The following is an 18958-nucleotide window of genomic DNA, read 5'->3' on the forward strand; positions in this document are numbered from 1 at the left end:
TTTAGCGCTGTATCCAACCCCGTCGCCGCTCCTGGCCGGGAGCGGCGACGGGGAAGCTATATCAGGGCCGAGACACATAAGGTGTTTGATCCCAGGGTTCGATGGCCTGATCCTTTCGTTGAATTGTAAGAAAGCACTTTGGGACACGTTCGTCATGGCTGCGCAACGACAACACACCCCTTCAGAAGTGCAATGAAGTGATCGCTGGCTTCTCTCGCACAGATGAGCCTGGTTTTCGGCGTCAGTCCCAAGACAGTTACAAAGTGGTGCAGTTGCGCGACGATCGAGGATATGGAAACCAATCCAGAGGAACCCTGCTTGATGGCTCTGTTACCATCGCCAGCACCCCGGATTTGCAGTCGCCGCGAAGGTCTGGTTTGACGGACCGCAACTCGGCAATCAATTTGTTGGGTCATTGGCAGCTCTGGGCCGTCCATTAAGGGCGGCCCGGTGGATTAGATTTCAACGGCTTCAGAGATCGCGAGCGCGTCTTCCAACTCGACACCAAGATACCGCACCGTGCTGTCCATCTTGGTGTGGCCCAAGAGGAGTTGTACCGCGCGAAGGTTCCCGGTCTTCCGGTAGATCTGCGCAACCTTCGTTCGCCGCATCGAATGGGTACCGTACGAGCTCGGCTCCAAACCTATCGATTTTACCCAATCCCGGACCAGGCGAGCGTACTGCCGGGTCGAGATGTGCAACCGCTCGTGAAACCGCCCCGGCCAGAGGTATTCAGATCCGATCATCAACGGCTCGTCCATCCAGCCCAGCAGCGACTTTCGCGTGCCCTCGGTGATCTCGAAACGGACGGGTTTCCGTGTCTTGCTCTGGATGATTGAGGCCCGCTCCTTGACCCGACCGGCCGCGTAGACATCAGCGACCTTCAGTTTGACCAGATCGCATCCTCGCAATTTGCTGTCGATGGCAAGATTGAACAGCGCCAAATCGCGAAGGTTGCCGATCGAAATGCCTGGCGATCATTCGTGTCTTCGATTGGTCGCCATGGTCCTGTCAGAAGAACTTAGCTTGAGGCGAGGCAGGGCACTGGTTTGCGTTCGCAGATGACCAAACGCAGCCCCTTCCACTATTTCAAGACCAGCCCCGAGATCATCCGCCTGGCGGTGATGATGTACGTCCGGTTCCCGCTCTCCCTCCGCAAAGTCGAAGATCTGCTATACGGGCGCGGTGTTGAGATCAGCCACGAAACCGTGCGGTTCTGGTGGCATCGTTTCGGCCTGATTTTCGCTGCCGAGCTCTGGAAGCGGCGGATCGAAGGGATGAAATCGAGCCGCTGGCAGTGGCACCTCGACGAGATGTTTGTGAAAATCAAAGGCGAGCGTCACTACCTGTGGCGCGCGGTCGATCACGGGGGCGAAGTGCTCGAAAGCTTTGTGACGGAAACACGCGACAAGAAGGCTGCCTTGAAGTTCTTGAAGAAAGCGATGCGCAAACACGGTCAGCCCGAGGTTATTGTGATCGACAGACTTCGGTCGTACGGGGCAGCTTTGAAAGAACTGCGCGTGGCCGATCGCCAACAGACTGGCAGGTGGGTCAACAATCGGGCCGAGAACTCATATTTACCATTCCGACGACGAGAGAAGGCGATGCTCCGTTTCCGGCGCATGCGAAGTTTGCAGAAATTCGCCTCCGTCCACGCCTCTGTCTCGAACCATTTCAACCAGGAACGCAGCCCCTCCTGCAGACATCATTTCAAGGCCGACCGCGCCGCTGCTCTCGTTGAGTGGCGCGGCCTCTGTGCGGCATGAGGGACAGGTCTGCTGTCCTTGTAGAGACTGGTTAGAAATAGTCTGACACAACCATTGAGGGACTTCCGAACCCAATTCGTTGCCGCGTTCTCCTTCGTAGCATGAGCAGGATTTCACTGGGTCGATAAACAGCAGCACCAACGGCTTTCCTGAATCTCTTGACAGAATTGGAACGTTCCAATATGCAGGACAAAGAACAGTTGGAACGTTCCATATTGCAACATGGGAGGTAGTGGCGTGCATTGGGCATTGATAGGGGCAAGTAGGATAGCGGCGGGGCATATGATCAGTGCGATCCGATCCATTCCCGGCCATGACGTTAAAGCCGTGCTCAGTTCGGATGCCGCGCGCGCAAGATCCTATGCAGATAACCATGAGATCGAAACCGCCTCCACCGATATGGAGCAGATCCTTTCCGATCCCGACATCGGTGCAGTCTACATCTCAACGACAAACGACAAGCACTACCCGCAGGCCATGGCTGCCATTGAAGCGGGCAAACACGTGCTTTGCGAAAAGCCACTTGCGATGACGTTGCTCGAAGCGGTGGACATGGTCCGCGCTGCTGAGAGAGCGGGGCTCGTATTTGGTACCAATCATCACCTGCGCAACGCTGGCTCGCACCTTGCTATCCGAGATCTGGTGTCCGACGGGCATATCGGTAAGGTGTTGAGCATGCGCGTTTTCCACGCGGTGTATCTGCCGGAAGTCCTTCAGGGTTGGCGTATCAATGACGCATCCGCCGGTGGCGGAGTAATCCCCGATATCACGGTACACGATGCCGATACTGTCCGCTTCCACCTTGGGGAAGACCCGTCAGAGGTTGTGGCTATCGCGACCAGCTCCGGCATGGGGCAGGGGGTTGAGGACAGTGTCATGTCGGTGTGGTCGATGCCCTCTGGCGTGACAGTACAGACCCATGAAAGCTTTACCCACGCATTTGCCGAAACTGGCCTGGAAATCCATGGCACCAAAGGCTCCATCGTTGCTCGTAATGTCATGACACAGCGCCCGATCGGCGAGGTATGGCTGCAGGATGCCGATGGTCGTCACGCGATCCCGTTCTCGGGCCATGATCTTTATGCGCGCTCGATGGGCGAATTCGACAAGGCGCTGAAAGGACAGGGTCGGCCAGCCGCTGACGGTGTCGATGGCGTCAAGTCGTTCGCCGTCGCCCTTGCCGTGCGCGAAGCGGCTCAGACCGGGCGCCGGACCAGCGTCGATTACGGAGGGGTCTGAGATGTCGGGTAAGCTTGTCAGCGCCGCAGAAGCCGTATCACGTATCGCGGATGGTGCAGTGGTTTCGGTCTCTTCCTCCTCGGGGCTTGGCTGTCCCGACAAGGTTCTTGAGGCGCTCGGTGTGCGGTTCGAAGCCGAGGGCCATCCGCGTGACCTGACCACCCTTCATCCGATCGCGGCAGGGGATATGTACGGGATCAAGGGCGTCGATCACATTGCAAAGGACGGGTTGCTGAAGCGGATCATCGCCGGCAGCTACCCAAGCGGGCCGTCTTCGCTGCCGATGCCTGAAATCTGGCGCATGCTGGTCGAAAACCGCGTGGCCGCCTATAACGTGCCCTCCGGCATTCTTTTCGACATGCATGCCGACGTGGCCGCACGCCGACCGGGCGTGATGACCAAGGTGGGGCTCGATACCTTTGTCGATCCCATCCGGCAGGGCTGCGCGATGAACGAGGTCGCCGCCGCCGCACCCATTGTCAGCCGGGTTGAGATGAATGGCGAAACCTGGCTGCATTTTCCCAACATCGTGCCGGACGTGGCGATCCTGCGGGCGACCACCGCAGATGAACGCGGCAACCTGACCTACGAACACGAAGGCGCTTACCTGGGTGGTCTGGAGCAGGCCATCGCGGTTCGCAATCACGGCGGTCTGGTCATTGCTCAGGTCAAGCGCATGACCGCAGCTGGCAGCTTGCGCCCCCATGACGTTCGTGTGCCGGGGCATCTGGTGGACCTGATCGTTATCGACCCAGACCAGCGGCAGACCACCGAAACACTTTACGATCCTGCGATCTCGGGCGAGATCATCCGGCCTTGGAACAGCTTCACGCTGGCGGAACATGGGATCGAAAAGATCGTTGCACGTCGAGCTGCGATGGAATTGCGCGATGGTCAGACCGCGAATCTCGGATTTGGAATTTCGGCCATGGTTCCGCGGGTATTGCTGGAAGCAGGGCATCCGCAGGCGGTGACATGGGCCATTGAACAGGGCGCAACGGGGGGCATGCCGCTGACCGGTTTTGCCTTTGGCTGCGCGTCGAACGCTGACGCCTTCATGCCCTCGCCACAGCAGTTTATGTATTTCCAAGGCGGTGGCTTCGACGTGTCGTTCCTGTCCTTCCTCGAAATTGACCGGCAGGGCAATGTCAACGTGTCCAAACTGGGTAAAAAGCCATACCTGACCGCAGGCTGTGGCGGCTTTGTTGACATCACGGCCCACGCCAGAAAAATTGTCTTTTCGGGCCTGTTCGAGGCTGGGGCCGAGCTAGAGTTGACGGAAGAAGCTCTGACGGTGAAAACGCCCGGCAAGTTCACCAAGATGGTTGACGAGGTCGAACACGTCACCTTCTCGGGCCGGCGTGCGCAGGAAACCGGGCAGGAAGTTCTCTATGTCACCGAACGCTGCGTGATCCGCCTGACCGAAGGCGGTTTGGTGGCGAGCGAGGTCATGCCCGGAATCGACCCTGTAAGGGACATAACGGATGCCTCTCAAGGCCGGGTCCGGGTGGCCAACGATGCCACTCTTATGCCTCGTGCGCTGTTGTCCGAGGGACCGATGGAGATGGCACTGTGAGCACGGTTCACCTGATATCCCATGGTGCAGTGGCCGAAATCCGGCTCGACAATCCCGACAAGCTGAATGCTTTCACACCGGAGATGCTGGAGTCGCTCGAAGCGCATTGTTCAGCATTGGAGCGAGATCGCGAGGCGCGCGCTGTCGTCGTCAGCGCGGCCCCGTCCCGCGCGTTCTGTGCCGGTGCTGACATAACCGCATGGGCGCCGCTACCTCCCGGCGAATTTGCCCGTGGCTGGGTGCGGGATGGTCATAGGATTTTTGACCGTCTCGCACGCCTGTCAAAGCCGACAGTGGCTGCGATCGGGGCGCATGCCTTTGGCGGTGGTCTGGAACTTGCGGCGACGTGTGACATTCGCGTAATTTCCCCGACCGCCACGATCGCACTGCCCGAGGCCAATGTGGGCATCGTCCCCGGCTGGTCGGGTACTCAACGTCTAGCCCGGCTGCTGCCCGAGCCCGTGATTAAGGAGATGGCGCTATTCGGACAGCGGCTTGGGGCAGAGCGCACCCTTGCGCTCGGTTTCGTTGCCGAAATTTCCGAAGACGTAAATGCCGCCTCCTTTGCATTGGCCGAAAGGGCAGCAGGCCTGTCCCCAATGTCCGTCGAAACCGCAAAATACATGCTTCATGCCGCTGTGGGCGAGGATCGCGCAGCAATGGTCGAGGCGCTCGGCGGGGGCATGGTGTCAGCAACAAATGACCGCCAAGAGGGCGTCCGCGCCTTTCAGGAAAAACGCAAACCCAAGTTTACGGGCGAATAGTAATGACTGAACTGAAAGTGATTTCCGCATCTGCTCCGGGCGCTCTGCCAGCCGAACCCTTCATGGCGCGTCATCTGATCGACGGTATGTGGCGCGACAGCGCGGATGGACAGGTTTTCGAACGTCATTCGCCCGCGCATGGCGTGCTGGTGACGCGCGCGGCCCTTGGGGGCGAGGCCGAGGTGGAAGCGGCCATTGCCGCGGCACGTCGCGCGTTCGACGAGGGTGGTTGGCCGGAAATGTCCGGCAAGGAACGTGCCGCGATCCTCTTGCGGGTGGCTGACCTGATTGATCGTGAACGAGAGCGGATTGCACTTTTGGAAACCCTTGAATCCGGCAAGCCGATTTCTCAGGCCATGGCCGAGATCGAAGGCGCTGCCGATCTTTGGCGCTACGCCGCGTCGCTGGCACGCACACTGCATGGCGACAGCCACAATTCGCTCGGTTCCGATTTGCTCGGGGTGGTCCTGAAGGAACCTGTCGGTGTTGTGTCGGTCATCACGCCGTGGAATTTCCCTTTCCTCATTGTCTCGCAAAAACTGCCATTTGCGTTGGCCGCAGGCTGCACCACCGTGGTGAAGCCATCCGAACTCACCCCTGCGACCACCGTGATCCTGGGCGAACTTATGGCCGAGGCACGGGTTCCACCCGGGGTCGTCAACATCGTGCTTGGCTATGGCCAGCCCGTAGGCGCAAAGATGACAACCGATGACCGGGTCGACATGGTGACATTCACCGGATCGACCGGGGTTGGGAAGGCCATCGTCGCAGCGACCTCGGGTACGCTCAAGAAGGTGTCGCTGGAATTGGGGGGAAAGAACCCGCAGGTGATCTTCCCCGATGCCGATCTGGATAGTGCGGTCGATGCCGTCGTTTTTGGGGTCTGTTTCAATGCTGGTGAATGCTGCAACTCCGGTTCTCGCATCATCGTTCACGAGGATATCGCGGAAGAGGTAATCGCCCGTGTCGTTGCACTGTCACGCGAGGTGCCCTTTGGTGACCCGCTGAACCCCGAGACACAGGTGGGTGCGATCATCTCTCGCGAACACCAGGCCAAGATTGATAGCTACGTGAAGGCCGCTGCCGACGAGGGTGCAGAGGTACGCCTTGGCGGTGCGGCGCTGCGGGTGCCCGGTCTGGCCGGGCAATTCTATCAGCCCACAATCGTGGCCGGTGTTCGTTCTGACATGGCGCTAGCGCGTGAAGAGGTCTTTGGCCCCGTTCTGTCGGTGCTGACCTTCCGCGATGAGGTCGAGGCAATCGCGCTGGTTAATGACGCGGCATATGGGCTCTCGGCAGGCGTATGGAGCGAGAACGTCCACACCTGCCTGTCCTTCGCGCGGAAGGTGCAGGCCGGGACGGTCTGGACCAACACCTGGATGGACGGCTTCGCCGAAATGCCATTCGGCGGGGTGAAGCAAAGCGGCCTTGGCCGTGAACTGGGCCGCTACGGTCTGGATGAATTTCTCGAGGTGAAGACCGTGACAATGCGGATTGGCCGCACGCGGGCGCCTTGGGTGAATACCGGCTCCCACGCCTGACTTTCGGGGCCGGACGACAACTTGCGCAAACAGGGAGGATACCAAATGCGTAAACTGACATTGACCATGACTGCTGCGGCCTTCGTCGGTTCGGCCGGCCTTGCGGCGGCTGACGACGTCGAAGTACTGCACTGGTGGACATCGGGCGGCGAAGCAGCAGCCCTGAACGTCCTGCGTGAAGACCTGGCCGGTCAGGGTATCGGCTGGCAGGACATGCCCGTCGCCGGTGGCGGCGGTACCCAGGCCATGACCGTTCTGCGTGCCCGCGTCACCGCAGGCAACGCGCCGACGGCCGTTCAGATGCTTGGCTTCGACATTCTCGACTGGGCCGCAGAAGGGGCACTGGCGAACCTCAACGATATTGCAGCCGCCAACAACTGGGACGAAGTGGTGCCCGAGGCCCTGCAGGGCTTCGCTACCTATGACGGTGAGTGGGTTGCCGCGCCGGTGAACGTGCACTCGACCAACTGGGTCTGGGCGAACGCCGGCATTCTCGAAGAACTTGGCATTGAACAGCCCGGTACTTGGGACGAGTTCGTTGCAGCCATGCAGGCGGCACAGGATGCAGGCTATGTGGCGCTGGCCCATGGTGGTCAGGCCTGGCAGGAAGCCACCATCTTCGACTCTGTCGTGATGGCAACCGGTGGCCCCGACTTCTATCAAGCGGCGATGATTGACCTTGATGAAGAAGCGCTTGGGTCAGACACCATGGTAGAGGTCTTCGACCGCATGGCCGTTCTGCGCGGCTTCGTGGACGACAACTTCTCGGGCCGCGATTGGAACCTCGCCACCGCCATGGTGATCAACGGCGAAGCTGCTTTCCAGGTGATGGGGGATTGGGCTAAAGGTGAATTCCTGAACGCGGGCCAGACCCCCGGTGAGGACTTCCAGTGCTTCCGTTTCCCCGGAACGCAGGACCAGGTGATCTTCAACGCTGACCAGTTCGCGATGTTCGATCAGGGCGGTGAAGTGTCTGCACAGCAGGCGGCACTGGCCGAGGCGATCCTATCGCCGTCGTTCCAGATTGCCTTCAACCGCGTCAAGGGTTCAGTTCCCGCGCGTACCGACCTCGATGTGAGCGAGCTCGATGCCTGCGGCCAGCAGGGCTATGTCGAACTGCAGGCAGCCTCTGCCAGCGGCAACCTTTTCGGGTCTTTCGCCCATGGTCATGCCAGCCCGGCAGCGGTGAAGAACGCGATCTACGACGTAGTCACCGCTCACTTCAACGGCGAATACGACAGTGCAGCTGCGGTCGAGGAACTCGTCCTCGCCGTCTCCATCGCACAGTAATTCGACGAGAAAAAACGGGAGGCGGCGACAGCTTTGCCGCCTTCCATTCAAGGAGGACCCCAACAGATGTCAAAGAATGCGACCGCGTCCCGGCCCGGCCTGACCGAGCGGCTGCGAGACGCCCTGCCGAAACTGGTGCTCAGCCCAAGCGTCGCCATTGTCGCGGTTTTCGTCTACGGGTTCATCCTGTTCACGATCTACTTGTCATTCACCAACAGCCGCATCCTGCCCGATTTCGAGCTTGTTGGCTGGCGCAACTACACCAATCTTTTTCGCATCAGAGCATGGGACACGGCTGTTACCAACCTGATGATCTTTGGCACGCTTTATATCGCGATCTGCTGCGCACTTGGCCTGCTGCTGGCGATCCTGCTTGATCAGCGTATCCGGGCCGAGGGGTTCATCCGCACGATCTATCTCTATCCCATGGCGTTGTCATTCGTCGTGACCGGTGTTGCATGGAAGTGGTTCCTGAATCCGGGCATCGGCTTGCAGGCCGTGGTTCGCAGCTGGGGCTTTGAGGACTTCGAATTCGCGTGGATCACCGATAGTCAAATGGCGATCTATACCATTGTCATCGCAGCGGTCTGGCAGACCTCGGGCTTTGTTATGGCGATGTTTCTTGCCGGCCTGCGCGGTATCGACAGCGAAATGATGCGCGCCGCGCAGATTGACGGTGCTTCGACATTCGCGCTTTATCGCCGGATCATCATCCCGCAGCTGCGACCCGCCTTTATGTCCGCCTTCGTGGTTCTGGCGCATATGGCGATCAAGTCCTACGACCTTGTCATAGCGTTGACCGGCGGCGGTCCCGGCACTGCAACCGAGCTGCCCGCGACCTTCATGTATTCCTACACATTCACACGCAACCAGATGGGGATCGGTGCTGCTTCGGCCGTGATCATGTTGATGACGATCGCCGCTATCATCGTGCCCTATCTCTGGTCCGAACTGCGGGAGAAGAAGTGATGTCCGGCATGTCCACGACCAACCCCGCCGCGATCGGTGGCAAGAGCTTTGGCATTGCCCGCGTAACGCTTTACGTGATCCTTGCGCTGTTCTGCATTTATTACCTGCTGCCGCTCTATGTGATGGTGGTCAATTCTCTCAAGCCGCTGTCCGAGATCACCTCGGGCGGAATGATGTCGCTGCCCCAGGAATGGACCGTGGCGCCTTGGCGCAGCGCATGGTCCGAGGCGCAGGTGGGTGTCGAGGCGACGGGCCTGCGCCCGTATTTCATCAACTCGATCCTGATGGTTGTGCCTGCCGTGGCCCTGTCGACCATTGTCGGTGCGCTGAACGGCTATGTCCTGACCAAATGGACGTTCCGCGGGGCGACGCTGGTTTTCGGACTGCTGCTGTTTGGCTGTTTCATCCCCTTCCAGATGGTGCTGATCCCGATGGCGCGGATGCTGGGTTTGATGGGGGTCGCGGGCAGCGTTTGGGGTCTGATCTTCGTGCATTTCGTCTACGGCATCGGCTTCTCGACGCTCTACTTCCGCAACTACTACGCTGCTTTCCCGACGGAACTAGTGCGCGCAGCCCAGATCGACGGAGCCGGGTTCTTCCGCATCTTCTGGCGTATCCTGCTGCCGTCTTCGGGACCGATCGCAGTGGTCTGCATCATCTGGCAGTTCACAAATATCTGGAACGACTTCCTCTTCGGCGCCTCCTTCTCGGACGCCGACAGCCAGCCGATGACGGTGGCTCTCAATAATCTCGTGCAGTCCTCTACGGGTGTGCGCGAATACAATGTCCACTTCGCCGGGGCGATCATGGCGGCCTTGCCGACGCTCTTCGTCTACATCGTCGCCGGCCGCTTCTTCGTGCGCGGTCTGATGGCCGGCTCTGTGAAAGGGTGACTCAGATGGGTTTTCTCGACATCAACCAGGCGACCAAGTCCTATGGCGCGGTCAAGGTCCTGCATGAAACCGACATTTCTATCGAAGAAGGCGAGTTCCTCGTTCTCGTCGGCCCTTCGGGCTGCGGCAAGTCCACCCTGCTGAACATGATCGCGGGGCTGGAAGATGTCACCAGTGGTGACATCTCCATCAAGGGCCGCAGCATGAGCGGCGTCAAACCCTCTGACCGCAACATCGCAATGGTGTTCCAGTCTTACGCGCTTTACCCGAACATGAGCGTGAAGGGGAACATCAGCTTTGGCATGGAGATGCATGGCATTGCCAAGCCAGAACGGGAAAAGCGCATAGGCGAGGTCGCTGATCTTTTGCAGATCGGCCATTTGCTGGACCGCAAGCCGGGGCAGCTGTCGGGTGGTCAACGCCAGAGGGTCGCCATGGGCCGCGCCTTGGTGCGGGAACCTGACGTGTTCCTGTTCGACGAGCCGCTGTCCAACCTCGATGCGAAGCTGCGCGTGGATATGCGCACGGAAATAAAGAAGCTGCACCAGAAGCTGGGTACGACCATCGTCTATGTCACCCACGACCAGATCGAGGCGCTGACCCTGTCCACCCGCATTGCGGTGATGTTTGGCGGCTATGTACAGCAGCTTGGAACACCCAAGGAAATTTACGACAACCCGGCCAATATGTTCGTGGCAGGCTTTATGGGCTCGCCCTCGATGAACCTGTTTCCAGCGACGGTCGTTGACCATGGCGGTGTTCCGGCGGCTGAAGTCGCAGTTGCGGGCGGCGGAACCGCACTGCTGCCATTCGCGGCTGGCCGTATGCAAGGACAGGAGGGGCGAAAGATTGTGCTTGGTATCCGCCCCGAAGCCATCACCGACCGCGATGGCGCAGACCGCAACAGCCAGGCCGTGCACGAGGTTGAAGCTCTTGTAGAGATCACAGAACCCGCCGGGTCCGACACCTTTGTTGTGACCGAGATGGGCGGAACCGATGTAACTGGCCGCTTCCGTGCCGACGTTCAGGTGGCCCCGGGCGATCGCTTTCCGTTTGCCATCAACATGGAAAAGGCCGTGGCCTTCGACCCTGAAAGCGAACAGCGGATCGACTGACCGATGTCTGACAGCGCGGATATCGTGATCATCGGCAGTGGGATCGGTGGTGCCACCATGGCGGCGGCACTTGCCAGTACCGGGCGAAAGATTGTCATCCTTGAACGGGGTGAAAGGCTGCCAGACAGCCCGGAGGCCCGCGACGAGGAGGCAATATTCGTGCGCGGCCATTTCCGGCCCGAAGAAACATGGTTCACGCCGGAGGGGCAGGGGTTCAACCCGGGCAACTACTACTACGTAGGCGGCAACTCCAAACTGTTCGGCGCAGCTTTGATCCGCTATCGGGCCGAGGATTTTCACCCCATCCGGCATTTGGGAGGCACAACTCCGGGTTGGCCGGTCACCTATGACGAGATGGAACCATGGTACCAGATGGCCGAGGAATTGTTCGGCGTGCATGGTGATCCCGCGCAGGATCCGACCGAGCCGCCGCATTCCGGCCGCTACCCCTTTCCGCCCGTGCCTGATGAAAAACCGATAGCGGACCTGCGAGAAAGGCTCAGGCAGGCCGGGGTCCAGCCTGCGTCCTTGCCCCTAGGCATTGATATCGAAAGGTGGCTGGACCGTGGGCAAACCCCTTGGGACGCCTTTCCCGATACGACCGGCGCCAAATCAGACGCCGAGGCGGTTGGTCTCGCACAGGCGCTGGCGCATCCGAATGTGAGGTTGGAAACCGGTGCCATGGTGACGCGGCTTGTCATGGGGCAGGGCGGTCGCATAAGCCATGTAGAGTTTATGCAGCGTGGCAATGCGCGCCGCATACTCGCGCCTTTGGTGATCCTGTCGGCCGGAGCCGTAAATTCGGCTGTTTTGCTGCTACGCTCAGCCAATGAAGCGTTTCCTTCGGGTCTGGCGAACCGATCTGATCAGGTCGGACGGAACTTCATGAACCACAATTGCTCGGCAGTGCTGGCAATTCACCCGCTAAGGCGCAACCGAGCAGTCTACCAAAAGACGCTGATGATCAACGATTTCTACCTAGGTGGTGGTCCGGGGGATGCGCCGCTTGGCAATATCCAGCTTCTTGGAAAGATCTCAGGCACGATCCTGTCTGCCTCAGCGCAAATACCGCGCGTGCTGGCAGGCTGGATTGCTCGGCATTCTGTTGATTTCTATGCGATGAGCGAAGATCTGCCCGACCCGGAAAGCCGTGTCACGATTAAGGGCGACCGGATCTTGCTCGACTGGAAACGGTCAAACTGGGATACGCATGAGGCACTGGTAGCACGGCTCAAGGCATTACTTCGGAGGGCTGGCTTTCCCGTGGTCCTGTCGCGCCCCTTCGATCGTCGCACGCCATCCCATCAATGCGGCACTACCCGGATGGGGCGCAACCCCGCGACCAGTGTCGTGGACGTGAATTGCCGCAGCCATGATCACCCCAATCTCTTCGTGGTCGACGCAGGCTTCCTGCCGACCTCTGCCGCAGTCAACCCGGCCCTGACCATCGCCGCGCAGGCGCTGCGCAGCGCCAATCACATCAAACAGAGGGATCTCGCAGCATGACACAGGTTGCCCTCGTCACCGGAGGCCAGCGTGGCATCGGCCTCGGGATTGCCCGCGCCCTGATCAAGGCGGGGTTCCATGTCGCCATGGCCGCGCGCAGCGCGCCTGACGACCCCTCGGTGACCGAAGCGCTGGCAGAGCTTGGCCCAATGGCCCGCTATTTCCGTCATGACATGCAAGAGGTGGCCGCGGTCCCTTCATTGCTCGACGCGGTCGAGGCGGACCTTGGTCCCGTCACAACGTTGATCTCGAACGCCGGTGTACCTGCGCGGGTCCGGGGCGACATGCTGGACATAACGCCGGAAAATTTCGACTTCGTGCTCGACGTGAACCTGCGTGGCGCCTTCTTCCTCGCACAGGAAGTGGCGCGACGCATGCTGGCGCAGCCATCGGATCACTATCAGTCCATTCACTTCGTGACCTCTGTCAGCGCCACGATGGTGTCGGTTGAGCGGGCTGAATACTGCATTTCAAAAGCCGCTGCCGCGATGATGGCGCAGACCTTTGCCGTTCGCCTTGCGCCGCACGGGATCGGGGTCTTCGAACTTCGTCCAGGCATAATCGAAACCGGCATGACCGCCGGGGTTAAAGACAAGTACACCGCCCGGATTGAAGGCGGCCTCGTGCCTGCTGCCCGGTGGGGTCAGCCCGCCGATATCGGTTCGGTCATCGTGCCATTGGCCACGGGGCGTGCGGTCTTTGCAACTGGCGCCGCGATTCCGGTCGATGGCGGTCTTTCCATTCCGCGCCTTTAGGGGACCCAAATGACCAAGGGCTACGATTTCATCATTATTGGCGGCGGCTCGGCAGGCTGTGTTCTTGCCGCGCGGCTTTCAGAAAATCCGGATGTTCAGGTGCTCCTGCTGGAAGCCGGAGACCGCGACCGGCACCCGTTCTACCATCTGCCTGCGGGCTTTGCGAAGATGACCAAGGGCATCGGCGCCTGGGGCTGGGAAACCGTTCCGCAGCGGCACATGAAGGGGCGCGTTTTCAATTATACGCAAGCCAAGGTGATTGGCGGCGGCTCTGCCATCAACGCGCAGATCTACACGCGCGGCAATGCGCAGGACTATGACGATTGGCGCCAGATGGGGTGCGAGGGCTGGTCCTACGAGGATGTGTTGCCCTATTTCCGCAAGGCCGAGGACAACGACACCTACGACAACCGCTATCATGGCAAGGGTGGTCCCCTGGGTGTGTCGCAGCCAATCGCGCCCCTGCCGGTCTGCGAGGCCTATTTCGAAGCGGCTGCTGCGCTTGGAATTCCGCGCAACATGGATGTCAATGGCGAGAAACAGGATGGCGCGGCCTATTACCAACTGACGCAACGCAACGCACGTCGGTCTTCTGCGGCGATGGCCTATCTGGCTCCCAACCGGGGGCGCAGGAACCTGACCGTGCGCACCGGTGCTCAGGTGCGTCGCCTGACCTTCGACAAGGGGCGTGCAACCGGCGTCGAGATGATGGACGGCACGCGCCTGACTGCGACGCGTGAGGTCATTTTGTCCTCGGGCGCAATCGGCTCGCCTCGTTTGCTGCTGCTTTCAGGGATCGGCCCGGCAGATCATCTGAGGAAGCTTGGGATCGACGTGGTGCTCGATCAGCCGCAGGTGGGGGAAAACCTCCAGGACCACCTCGACCTTTACTGCATCTGCGAGCTGTCAGGTCCGTTCAGCTACGACCGCTACGCCAAGCCTTGGTTCGCAGCGCTGGCCGGGTTGCAGTATCTCCTGTCGCGAAAGGGACCCGTGGCCTCTAGCCTCTTTGAAACCGGTGGTTTCTGGTATGCCGACCCCGACGCTCGGTCCCCTGATATCCAGTTCCATCTTGGCCTTGGTACTGGGATCGAGAAAGGCGTTGCAGTCATGCCGCAGGGCGGGATCACGCTGAATTCCTGCTATCTGCGCCCTCGTTCTCGCGGGACGGTCAGGTTGGCCAGTCGCGACCCTGCAAAGGCGCCTTTGATTGATCCGAACTACCTTCAGGACCCTCGTGATCGGGAAATGTCGATCAGAGGGCTGAAACTCACGCAGGAAATCCTGTCGCAGAAGGCGCTGAAGCCTTTCGTGATGGCCGAGCGTCTTCCCGGCCCGGGAGTGCGCACGGATGAGGAGTATTTCGATTTCATCTGCGAACACTCCAAGACCTCGCATCACTGTGTCGGCACCTGCCGCATGGGGGTGGATAAAGGGGCTGTCGTCGATACAAGACTTAGAATGAACGGGATCGAGGGGCTGCGCGTCGCAGACAACTCGATCATGCCCACCGTCATTTCCTCCAACACCAATGCCGCGGCCATCATGATTGGAGAAAAAGCCTCTGACATGATCCGCAAAGACCACGGAGTATCCCTATGATCCGCCACATTGTCCTTATTCGTTTCAACCCGGATCTGCCCGAAGAAGAGATTGCCGATATATGGCGCGAGCTGCGCGAGATCGACGGCAAGGTCCCCGGTCTGTCAGCCATTCGCGCGGGACGCAGCGAAAGCCCCGAGAAAATCGAACGAGGCTATATGCACGGCTTCACGGTCGATTTCGCAAATTGGGACTCGCTGGCAACCTATCAGGACCATCCCGACCACAAGAAACTGGGTGCGCGCCTTGTTGCGAACGCTGTGGGCGGTCTAGACGGCATCCTCGTCTTCGACCTGCCCTTCGATCCGTCCGCATGACGAGCGTATCAAGAGAGATTTGCATATGCTGACCCTGCCTACCCCCGACCAACGCCTCGAACCCTACCAGCTGACTGGCGATCCGCTTGAACCGCGTGCACCCCGTGTGCCGCTGACCCGAACGGCCTTCGCCGCCGCGCATGTGGTCTCTGACCCTTTGGCCGAGCGTGATCCGTGGATTGGACGGCCTGCTGTCGACTGGGACAATACCCTGAAGTTCCGTCACTGGCTGTGGGATCAGGGGTTGGGGCTGGCCGAAGCAATGGACACGGCGCAGCGCGGCATGGGCGTAGACTGGCTGACCGCGAAAGAGTTGATCGAGCGCACAATGGCCGAGGCCAAGGCCCATCCGCTGAAACCGCGTGTCGCTTGTGGGGCAGGGACAGATCAGGTGCCGCTGGCAGACCTGACGAGCGCCGAGGCAATCATCGCTGCCTATAGCGAGCAAATGGAAGCGGTCGAGGCCGCCGGCGGGCAGGTGATCCTTATGGCATCGCGCGCCTTCCCGGCCATCGGTGCCGGCCCGGACGTTTATGAGCAGGTCTATGGCAAGCTGCTCGGGCAGGCCGCCGATCCCGTCATCCTGCATTGGCTTGGCGATATGTTCGACCCGGCGCTGAAAGGCTATTGGGGCGGGAAGAATGTGGCCGCTGCATCGGACGCGGTGCTATCGATCATCAAGTCACATCCGGGCAAGGTAGACGGCATCAAGATCTCGCTTCTCGATCACGCCCACGAAGAGGCTTTCCGCGCCCGTCTGCCGGAAGGCGTCCGGCTTTATACCGGGGATGATTTCAATTATGCCGAACTAATTGCCGGGGAGGGGCAGCACTATTCACACGCTTTGCTGGGGATATTTGCCGCCATTGCCCCGGCCGCGTCACAGGCGCTGGAAGCGCTGGCGAGCGGGGACATGGAAGCCTATCACGCGCTGCTTGCCCCAACAGTGCCCCTGTCACGTGAAATCTTCCGCGCACCCACGCAGTTCTATAAGGCAGGGATCGCGTTTCTTGCGTGGCTGAACGGCGCACAAAGCCATTTCATCATGCCTGCGGGCTTCCAATCCGCGCGCGACATAACGCATTATGCTCACGTGTTCCGTCTTGCGGATCAGGCACGGCTGTTGTCGCACCCTGACCTGGCTCAAGAGCGCATGGGACTGCTTTTGAAACTACACGGGATCGACTAAGCGCAACATGCCCAAGCGACCGACCATTCTGGACGTTGCCCGTCTCGCTGGCGTATCGAAATCAACGGTCTCGCTGGTGCTGCAGAACAGCAAGCAGGTCAAGCCGTCGACGCGAGAGGCTGTTGAGGAGGCGATGACCTCCTTGAACTATGTCTACAACCGGTCGGCGGCAAATCTGCGCGGCTCTGCCACCGGACTAGTCGGGCTGGTGATCAACGACCTGCGAAATCCGTTTTTCACCGAATTCGCGGCCAGTGCTCAGATGGCCTTCAATAAAGAAGGCTATTCTACCGTTATCGCCAATACCGATGAGAGTCCGGAGATGCAGGCACAGGTGATCGAGTCCATGATCGAACACGGGGTCGCGGCTTTCCTGATCTCGCCTGCCTATGGCGGCGGTGACGACAGTTTTGATCGGATCGAGCGCGCGGCCATTCCCGCGATGCAGGTGCTGCGACGCGCAGATGAAAGGACCGGTCTTTTCCCGTTCGCCTCGCCTGACTATGAAACGGGCAGCGAGCTGGCCATGCGTCACATGATCGATGTTGGATGCAACGAGATTGCTTTCGTCGGTGGTTTCGCTGACCGGGAGGTGACGCTGCAACGCAAGTCCGGTTATGAGACTGTCATCAGCCAACAGGGGCGCAAATCCCATGTGTATCCTGGTCGTCCCACGCGCAGTTTCGGGCGGGAAATGGCGCTTACCCTGCACAGGGATCACCCCGAGATCGAAGCCGCGATCTGTTTTAACGATCTGGTTGCGCTTGGGATGCTGGCCGGTTTCGCGGAGTTGGGGCGCAAGGTGGGTGAAGATTTCCGCCTGATCGGCTTCGATGACATCGAAGAATGCTCCCTAGTTTATCCCAAACTCAGCTCCGTTCATTGTGGGATTTCACGCTTTGGCGCGGATGCGGCGCAGGCAATGCTGCGCTGGATTACTGATGGGGTTCAGCCGGAGAACGACCTTCGCACCCCCGTAGAACTTGCTGCACGCGCGTCCAGCCTGGGGTTTGACCGGTGACACCCAGCAATCCAAGGGCCTTCCTGCGCCGGTTATTTGAAACCGCCGTCGCCGCTGCGGACCCCACGCGTTATGTGCCTGCTGGCTTGCCGCCCAAACCCGATGGGCGCGTCGTCGTTGTTGGTGCAGGCAAAGCCTCTGCTCGGCTCTGCCAGAGGAACTTGGCGTGATGCGTGGCAGGGTGCTGGCTAGCGTCGGCAAATGACCAAAGACAGTCCATTCAAGTGGTTCAAGACCAGCCCCGAGTTCATCCGCCTGGCGGTGATGCTTTACGTCCGGTTCCCGCTCTCCCTCCGCAACGTCGAAGATCTGCTACACGAGCGCGGTATTGAGATCAGCCACGAGGCCATCAGGTATTGGTGGCATCGATTTGGCCCAATTTTTGCCGCCGAGATCAAGAAGCGTGGGGGTCGAAGGCATGAGGTCGAGCCGCTGTAAATGGCACCTCGACGAGGTCTTCGTGAAGATCAATGGTGAACGGCACTATCTCCAGGACTGTTACAAAGATGAAGCTCGTGCTTAGACTGCCAAGATACCCAAATACTCATCCGGGCACAGACCACGCGGCCCTTGGAGGACAGCATGAAGCTAGAGTTCCACCATATCAACTTCGTGTCGGAGGATATCGACCGGCTTCATCAATTCTATACCGAAGTCCTTGGCTTGGACGACATCCCCATCCAGACCTTTCCTCGCACCGAGGCGGCAGACGGAAAGGGTTTTAGCGGGAAGATCAGGTTTGCGACGGATGGGCAGATGCAGATGCATTTGGCCGAGAAGGATCTGTCAGTTGCGTTCAGAAATGGTGAAGTGATCAACCCGGTCGAACGGGGCCACATCGCATTCAGAACGGATGACATTGAGGCCTTCAAGGCAAAGCTGGACTCTCAGAATATTCCCTATTCCGATTACGGGACAGCCTTCGCCAAGGAGTGGCATCAGGTCTTTTTTCATGACCCGGAAGGCAACGTGATCGAAGTACATCAGTCAGTGGGGCAGGGCGGTTTCGACCAGAGCTGATGAAGGCCGGCGATGGCTGGTGGCTTTCTGGGAGCCGATCCCTTTTCTATCAAGCAAGTTGCAGAGGATTGAGGGCCGCAGCAAGGGGCTATTTGACGCCTGCTGCGGCCGATTGTTCCGCCTATTTACCGATCTGCCCCACCGCAATGGCGACCGAGCTTCCATAGCCCAGCTCTATCAGCAGGATCTCGACGACAATGGGCACGCCGTATAACGGCTCTTGCATGTCAGGCGTGGCAAGGAACCGGCACAACTGGCCAGGAACGATATTGAGCAGAGAACGCATCAGGTTTTCCGCATTCCTGTCGGCAGGATCGGTGTCTGACGTCAGCGCCTATGGGACAGATTTGAGGTTTTCGTAACGGAGGTTTTCTGGTTCATCGCAGCCAATATGG

At 59.7% G+C, this 18958-nt stretch carries 19 protein-coding genes and 1 pseudogene; 18 read left to right on the forward strand and 2 right to left on the reverse strand.

Going from position 1 to position 18958, the window contains the following annotated elements:
• Window positions 1–455: 455 nt before the first annotated feature.
• Window positions 456–968, reverse strand: a complete 513-nt coding sequence (locus ACROHD_RS17850) for a tyrosine-type recombinase/integrase (RefSeq protein ID WP_432679786.1) — start codon at window positions 966–968, stop codon at window positions 456–458.
• A 93-nt stretch (window positions 969–1061) separates the two neighbouring features.
• Between ACROHD_RS17850 and ACROHD_RS17855 the strand changes: the two genes are divergently transcribed.
• The 18 genes and pseudogenes from ACROHD_RS17855 (at window position 1062) to ACROHD_RS17940 (ending at window position 18563) form a co-directional block, all read left to right on the forward strand.
• A complete protein-coding gene (locus ACROHD_RS17855; protein WP_432679768.1) occupies window positions 1062–1766 on the forward strand; it encodes an IS6 family transposase in 705 nt (234 codons plus the stop codon).
• 222 nt (window positions 1767–1988) lie between these two features.
• Complete coding sequence (locus tag ACROHD_RS17860) at window positions 1989–3005, forward strand: Gfo/Idh/MocA family protein (RefSeq protein ID WP_432679769.1); 1017 nt, start codon at window positions 1989–1991, stop codon at window positions 3003–3005.
• Window position 3006: 1 nt separating this feature from the next.
• Window positions 3007–4581: an acyl CoA:acetate/3-ketoacid CoA transferase gene (locus tag ACROHD_RS17865; protein WP_432679770.1), complete on the forward strand. Its 1575-nt coding sequence runs from the start codon at window positions 3007–3009 to the stop codon at window positions 4579–4581.
• Window positions 4578–5345, forward strand: a complete 768-nt coding sequence (locus tag ACROHD_RS17870; protein ID WP_432679771.1) for an enoyl-CoA hydratase/isomerase family protein — start codon at window positions 4578–4580, stop codon at window positions 5343–5345. Before ACROHD_RS17865 ends, ACROHD_RS17870 begins: the two co-directional genes overlap by 4 nt.
• Window positions 5346–5347: 2 nt before the next feature.
• Window positions 5348–6886, forward strand: coding sequence for an aldehyde dehydrogenase family protein (locus tag ACROHD_RS17875; RefSeq protein WP_432679772.1), 1539 nt, complete (start codon window positions 5348–5350; stop codon window positions 6884–6886).
• Between the two features lie 45 nt (window positions 6887–6931).
• Window positions 6932–8176: an ABC transporter substrate-binding protein gene (locus ACROHD_RS17880; RefSeq protein ID WP_432679773.1), complete on the forward strand. Its 1245-nt coding sequence runs from the start codon at window positions 6932–6934 to the stop codon at window positions 8174–8176.
• 66 nt (window positions 8177–8242) lie between these two features.
• Window positions 8243–9145 carry a carbohydrate ABC transporter permease gene (locus ACROHD_RS17885; RefSeq protein WP_432679774.1) on the forward strand — a complete coding sequence of 301 codons (903 nt, stop codon included), beginning with the start codon at window positions 8243–8245 and terminating at the stop codon, window positions 9143–9145.
• Window positions 9145–10038, forward strand: a complete 894-nt coding sequence (locus ACROHD_RS17890; protein ID WP_432679775.1) for a carbohydrate ABC transporter permease — start codon at window positions 9145–9147, stop codon at window positions 10036–10038. The genes ACROHD_RS17885 and ACROHD_RS17890 overlap by 1 nt, the downstream gene beginning before the upstream one ends.
• Before the next feature lie 5 nt (window positions 10039–10043).
• Window positions 10044–11153, forward strand: a complete 1110-nt coding sequence (locus tag ACROHD_RS17895) for an ABC transporter ATP-binding protein (protein ID WP_432679776.1) — start codon at window positions 10044–10046, stop codon at window positions 11151–11153.
• A gap of 3 nt (window positions 11154–11156) precedes the next feature.
• Window positions 11157–12659 (forward strand): FAD-dependent oxidoreductase, encoded by a 1503-nt coding sequence (locus ACROHD_RS17900; RefSeq protein WP_432679777.1) that lies wholly within the window; start codon window positions 11157–11159, stop codon window positions 12657–12659.
• A complete protein-coding gene (locus ACROHD_RS17905; RefSeq protein WP_432679778.1) occupies window positions 12656–13414 on the forward strand; it encodes a 3-ketoacyl-ACP reductase in 759 nt (252 codons plus the stop codon). Before ACROHD_RS17900 ends, ACROHD_RS17905 begins: the two co-directional genes overlap by 4 nt.
• 9 nt (window positions 13415–13423) lie before the next feature.
• Window positions 13424–15016 (forward strand): GMC family oxidoreductase, encoded by a 1593-nt coding sequence (locus ACROHD_RS17910; protein WP_432679779.1) that lies wholly within the window; start codon window positions 13424–13426, stop codon window positions 15014–15016.
• A complete protein-coding gene (locus tag ACROHD_RS17915) occupies window positions 15013–15333 on the forward strand; it encodes a Dabb family protein (protein ID WP_432679780.1) in 321 nt (106 codons plus the stop codon). The genes ACROHD_RS17910 and ACROHD_RS17915 overlap by 4 nt, the downstream gene beginning before the upstream one ends.
• A 25-nt stretch (window positions 15334–15358) precedes the next feature.
• On the forward strand, window positions 15359–16522 hold the full coding sequence (locus tag ACROHD_RS17920; RefSeq protein WP_432679781.1) for a dihydrodipicolinate synthase family protein: 1164 nt from the start codon (window positions 15359–15361) through the stop codon (window positions 16520–16522).
• Window positions 16523–16529: 7 nt separating this feature from the next.
• The gene (locus ACROHD_RS17925) at window positions 16530–17543 is read left to right on the forward strand and encodes a LacI family DNA-binding transcriptional regulator (RefSeq protein WP_432679782.1); all 1014 of its coding nucleotides are present in this window, start codon (window positions 16530–16532) and stop codon (window positions 17541–17543) included.
• A complete protein-coding gene (locus tag ACROHD_RS17930) occupies window positions 17540–17713 on the forward strand; it encodes a DUF4147 domain-containing protein (RefSeq protein ID WP_432679783.1) in 174 nt (57 codons plus the stop codon). The genes ACROHD_RS17925 and ACROHD_RS17930 overlap by 4 nt, the downstream gene beginning before the upstream one ends.
• Before the next feature lie 31 nt (window positions 17714–17744).
• Window positions 17745–18033 (forward strand): annotated as a pseudogene (locus ACROHD_RS17935) (IS6 family transposase); the annotation flags it as partial.
• Between the two features lie 92 nt (window positions 18034–18125).
• Window positions 18126–18563 carry a VOC family protein gene (locus ACROHD_RS17940; protein ID WP_432679784.1) on the forward strand — a complete coding sequence of 146 codons (438 nt, stop codon included), beginning with the start codon at window positions 18126–18128 and terminating at the stop codon, window positions 18561–18563.
• A gap of 121 nt (window positions 18564–18684) precedes the next feature.
• On the opposite strand, the gene ACROHD_RS17945 is transcribed toward ACROHD_RS17940, so the two are convergent.
• Window positions 18685–18849 carry a hypothetical protein gene (locus ACROHD_RS17945; protein ID WP_432679785.1) on the reverse strand — a complete coding sequence of 55 codons (165 nt, stop codon included), beginning with the start codon at window positions 18847–18849 and terminating at the stop codon, window positions 18685–18687.
• Window positions 18850–18958 lie beyond the last annotated feature (109 nt).

This window comes from Nioella aestuarii, from assembly GCF_050896395.1.
Taxonomy (GTDB): domain Bacteria; phylum Pseudomonadota; class Alphaproteobacteria; order Rhodobacterales; family Rhodobacteraceae; genus Nioella; species Nioella aestuarii.

What these genes read in the sequence shown, in the direction of transcription:
- ACROHD_RS17880 (WP_432679773.1), top strand. Translation starts at nt 6,932, where the DNA reads ATGCGTAAACTGACATTGACCATGACTGCTGCGGCCTTCGTCGGTTCG.
- ACROHD_RS17895 (WP_432679776.1), top strand. Translation starts at nt 10,044, where the DNA reads ATGGGTTTTCTCGACATCAACCAGGCGACCAAGTCCTATGGCGCGGTC.
- ACROHD_RS17865 (WP_432679770.1), top strand. Translation starts at nt 3,007, where the DNA reads ATGTCGGGTAAGCTTGTCAGCGCCGCAGAAGCCGTATCACGTATCGCG.
- ACROHD_RS17910 (WP_432679779.1), top strand. Translation starts at nt 13,424, where the DNA reads ATGACCAAGGGCTACGATTTCATCATTATTGGCGGCGGCTCGGCAGGC.
- ACROHD_RS17945 (WP_432679785.1), bottom strand. Translation starts at nt 18,849, where the DNA reads ATGCGTTCTCTGCTCAATATCGTTCCTGGCCAGTTGTGCCGGTTCCTT.
- ACROHD_RS17925 (WP_432679782.1), top strand. Translation starts at nt 16,530, where the DNA reads ATGCCCAAGCGACCGACCATTCTGGACGTTGCCCGTCTCGCTGGCGTA.
- ACROHD_RS17875 (WP_432679772.1), top strand. Translation starts at nt 5,348, where the DNA reads ATGACTGAACTGAAAGTGATTTCCGCATCTGCTCCGGGCGCTCTGCCA.
- ACROHD_RS17860 (WP_432679769.1), top strand. Translation starts at nt 1,989, where the DNA reads ATGGGAGGTAGTGGCGTGCATTGGGCATTGATAGGGGCAAGTAGGATA.
- ACROHD_RS17885 (WP_432679774.1), top strand. Translation starts at nt 8,243, where the DNA reads ATGTCAAAGAATGCGACCGCGTCCCGGCCCGGCCTGACCGAGCGGCTG.
- ACROHD_RS17920 (WP_432679781.1), top strand. Translation starts at nt 15,359, where the DNA reads ATGCTGACCCTGCCTACCCCCGACCAACGCCTCGAACCCTACCAGCTG.
- ACROHD_RS17905 (WP_432679778.1), top strand. Translation starts at nt 12,656, where the DNA reads ATGACACAGGTTGCCCTCGTCACCGGAGGCCAGCGTGGCATCGGCCTC.
- ACROHD_RS17890 (WP_432679775.1), top strand. Translation starts at nt 9,145, where the DNA reads ATGTCCGGCATGTCCACGACCAACCCCGCCGCGATCGGTGGCAAGAGC.
- ACROHD_RS17915 (WP_432679780.1), top strand. Translation starts at nt 15,013, where the DNA reads ATGATCCGCCACATTGTCCTTATTCGTTTCAACCCGGATCTGCCCGAA.
- ACROHD_RS17940 (WP_432679784.1), top strand. Translation starts at nt 18,126, where the DNA reads ATGAAGCTAGAGTTCCACCATATCAACTTCGTGTCGGAGGATATCGAC.
- ACROHD_RS17855 (WP_432679768.1), top strand. Translation starts at nt 1,062, where the DNA reads ATGACCAAACGCAGCCCCTTCCACTATTTCAAGACCAGCCCCGAGATC.
- ACROHD_RS17900 (WP_432679777.1), top strand. Translation starts at nt 11,157, where the DNA reads ATGTCTGACAGCGCGGATATCGTGATCATCGGCAGTGGGATCGGTGGT.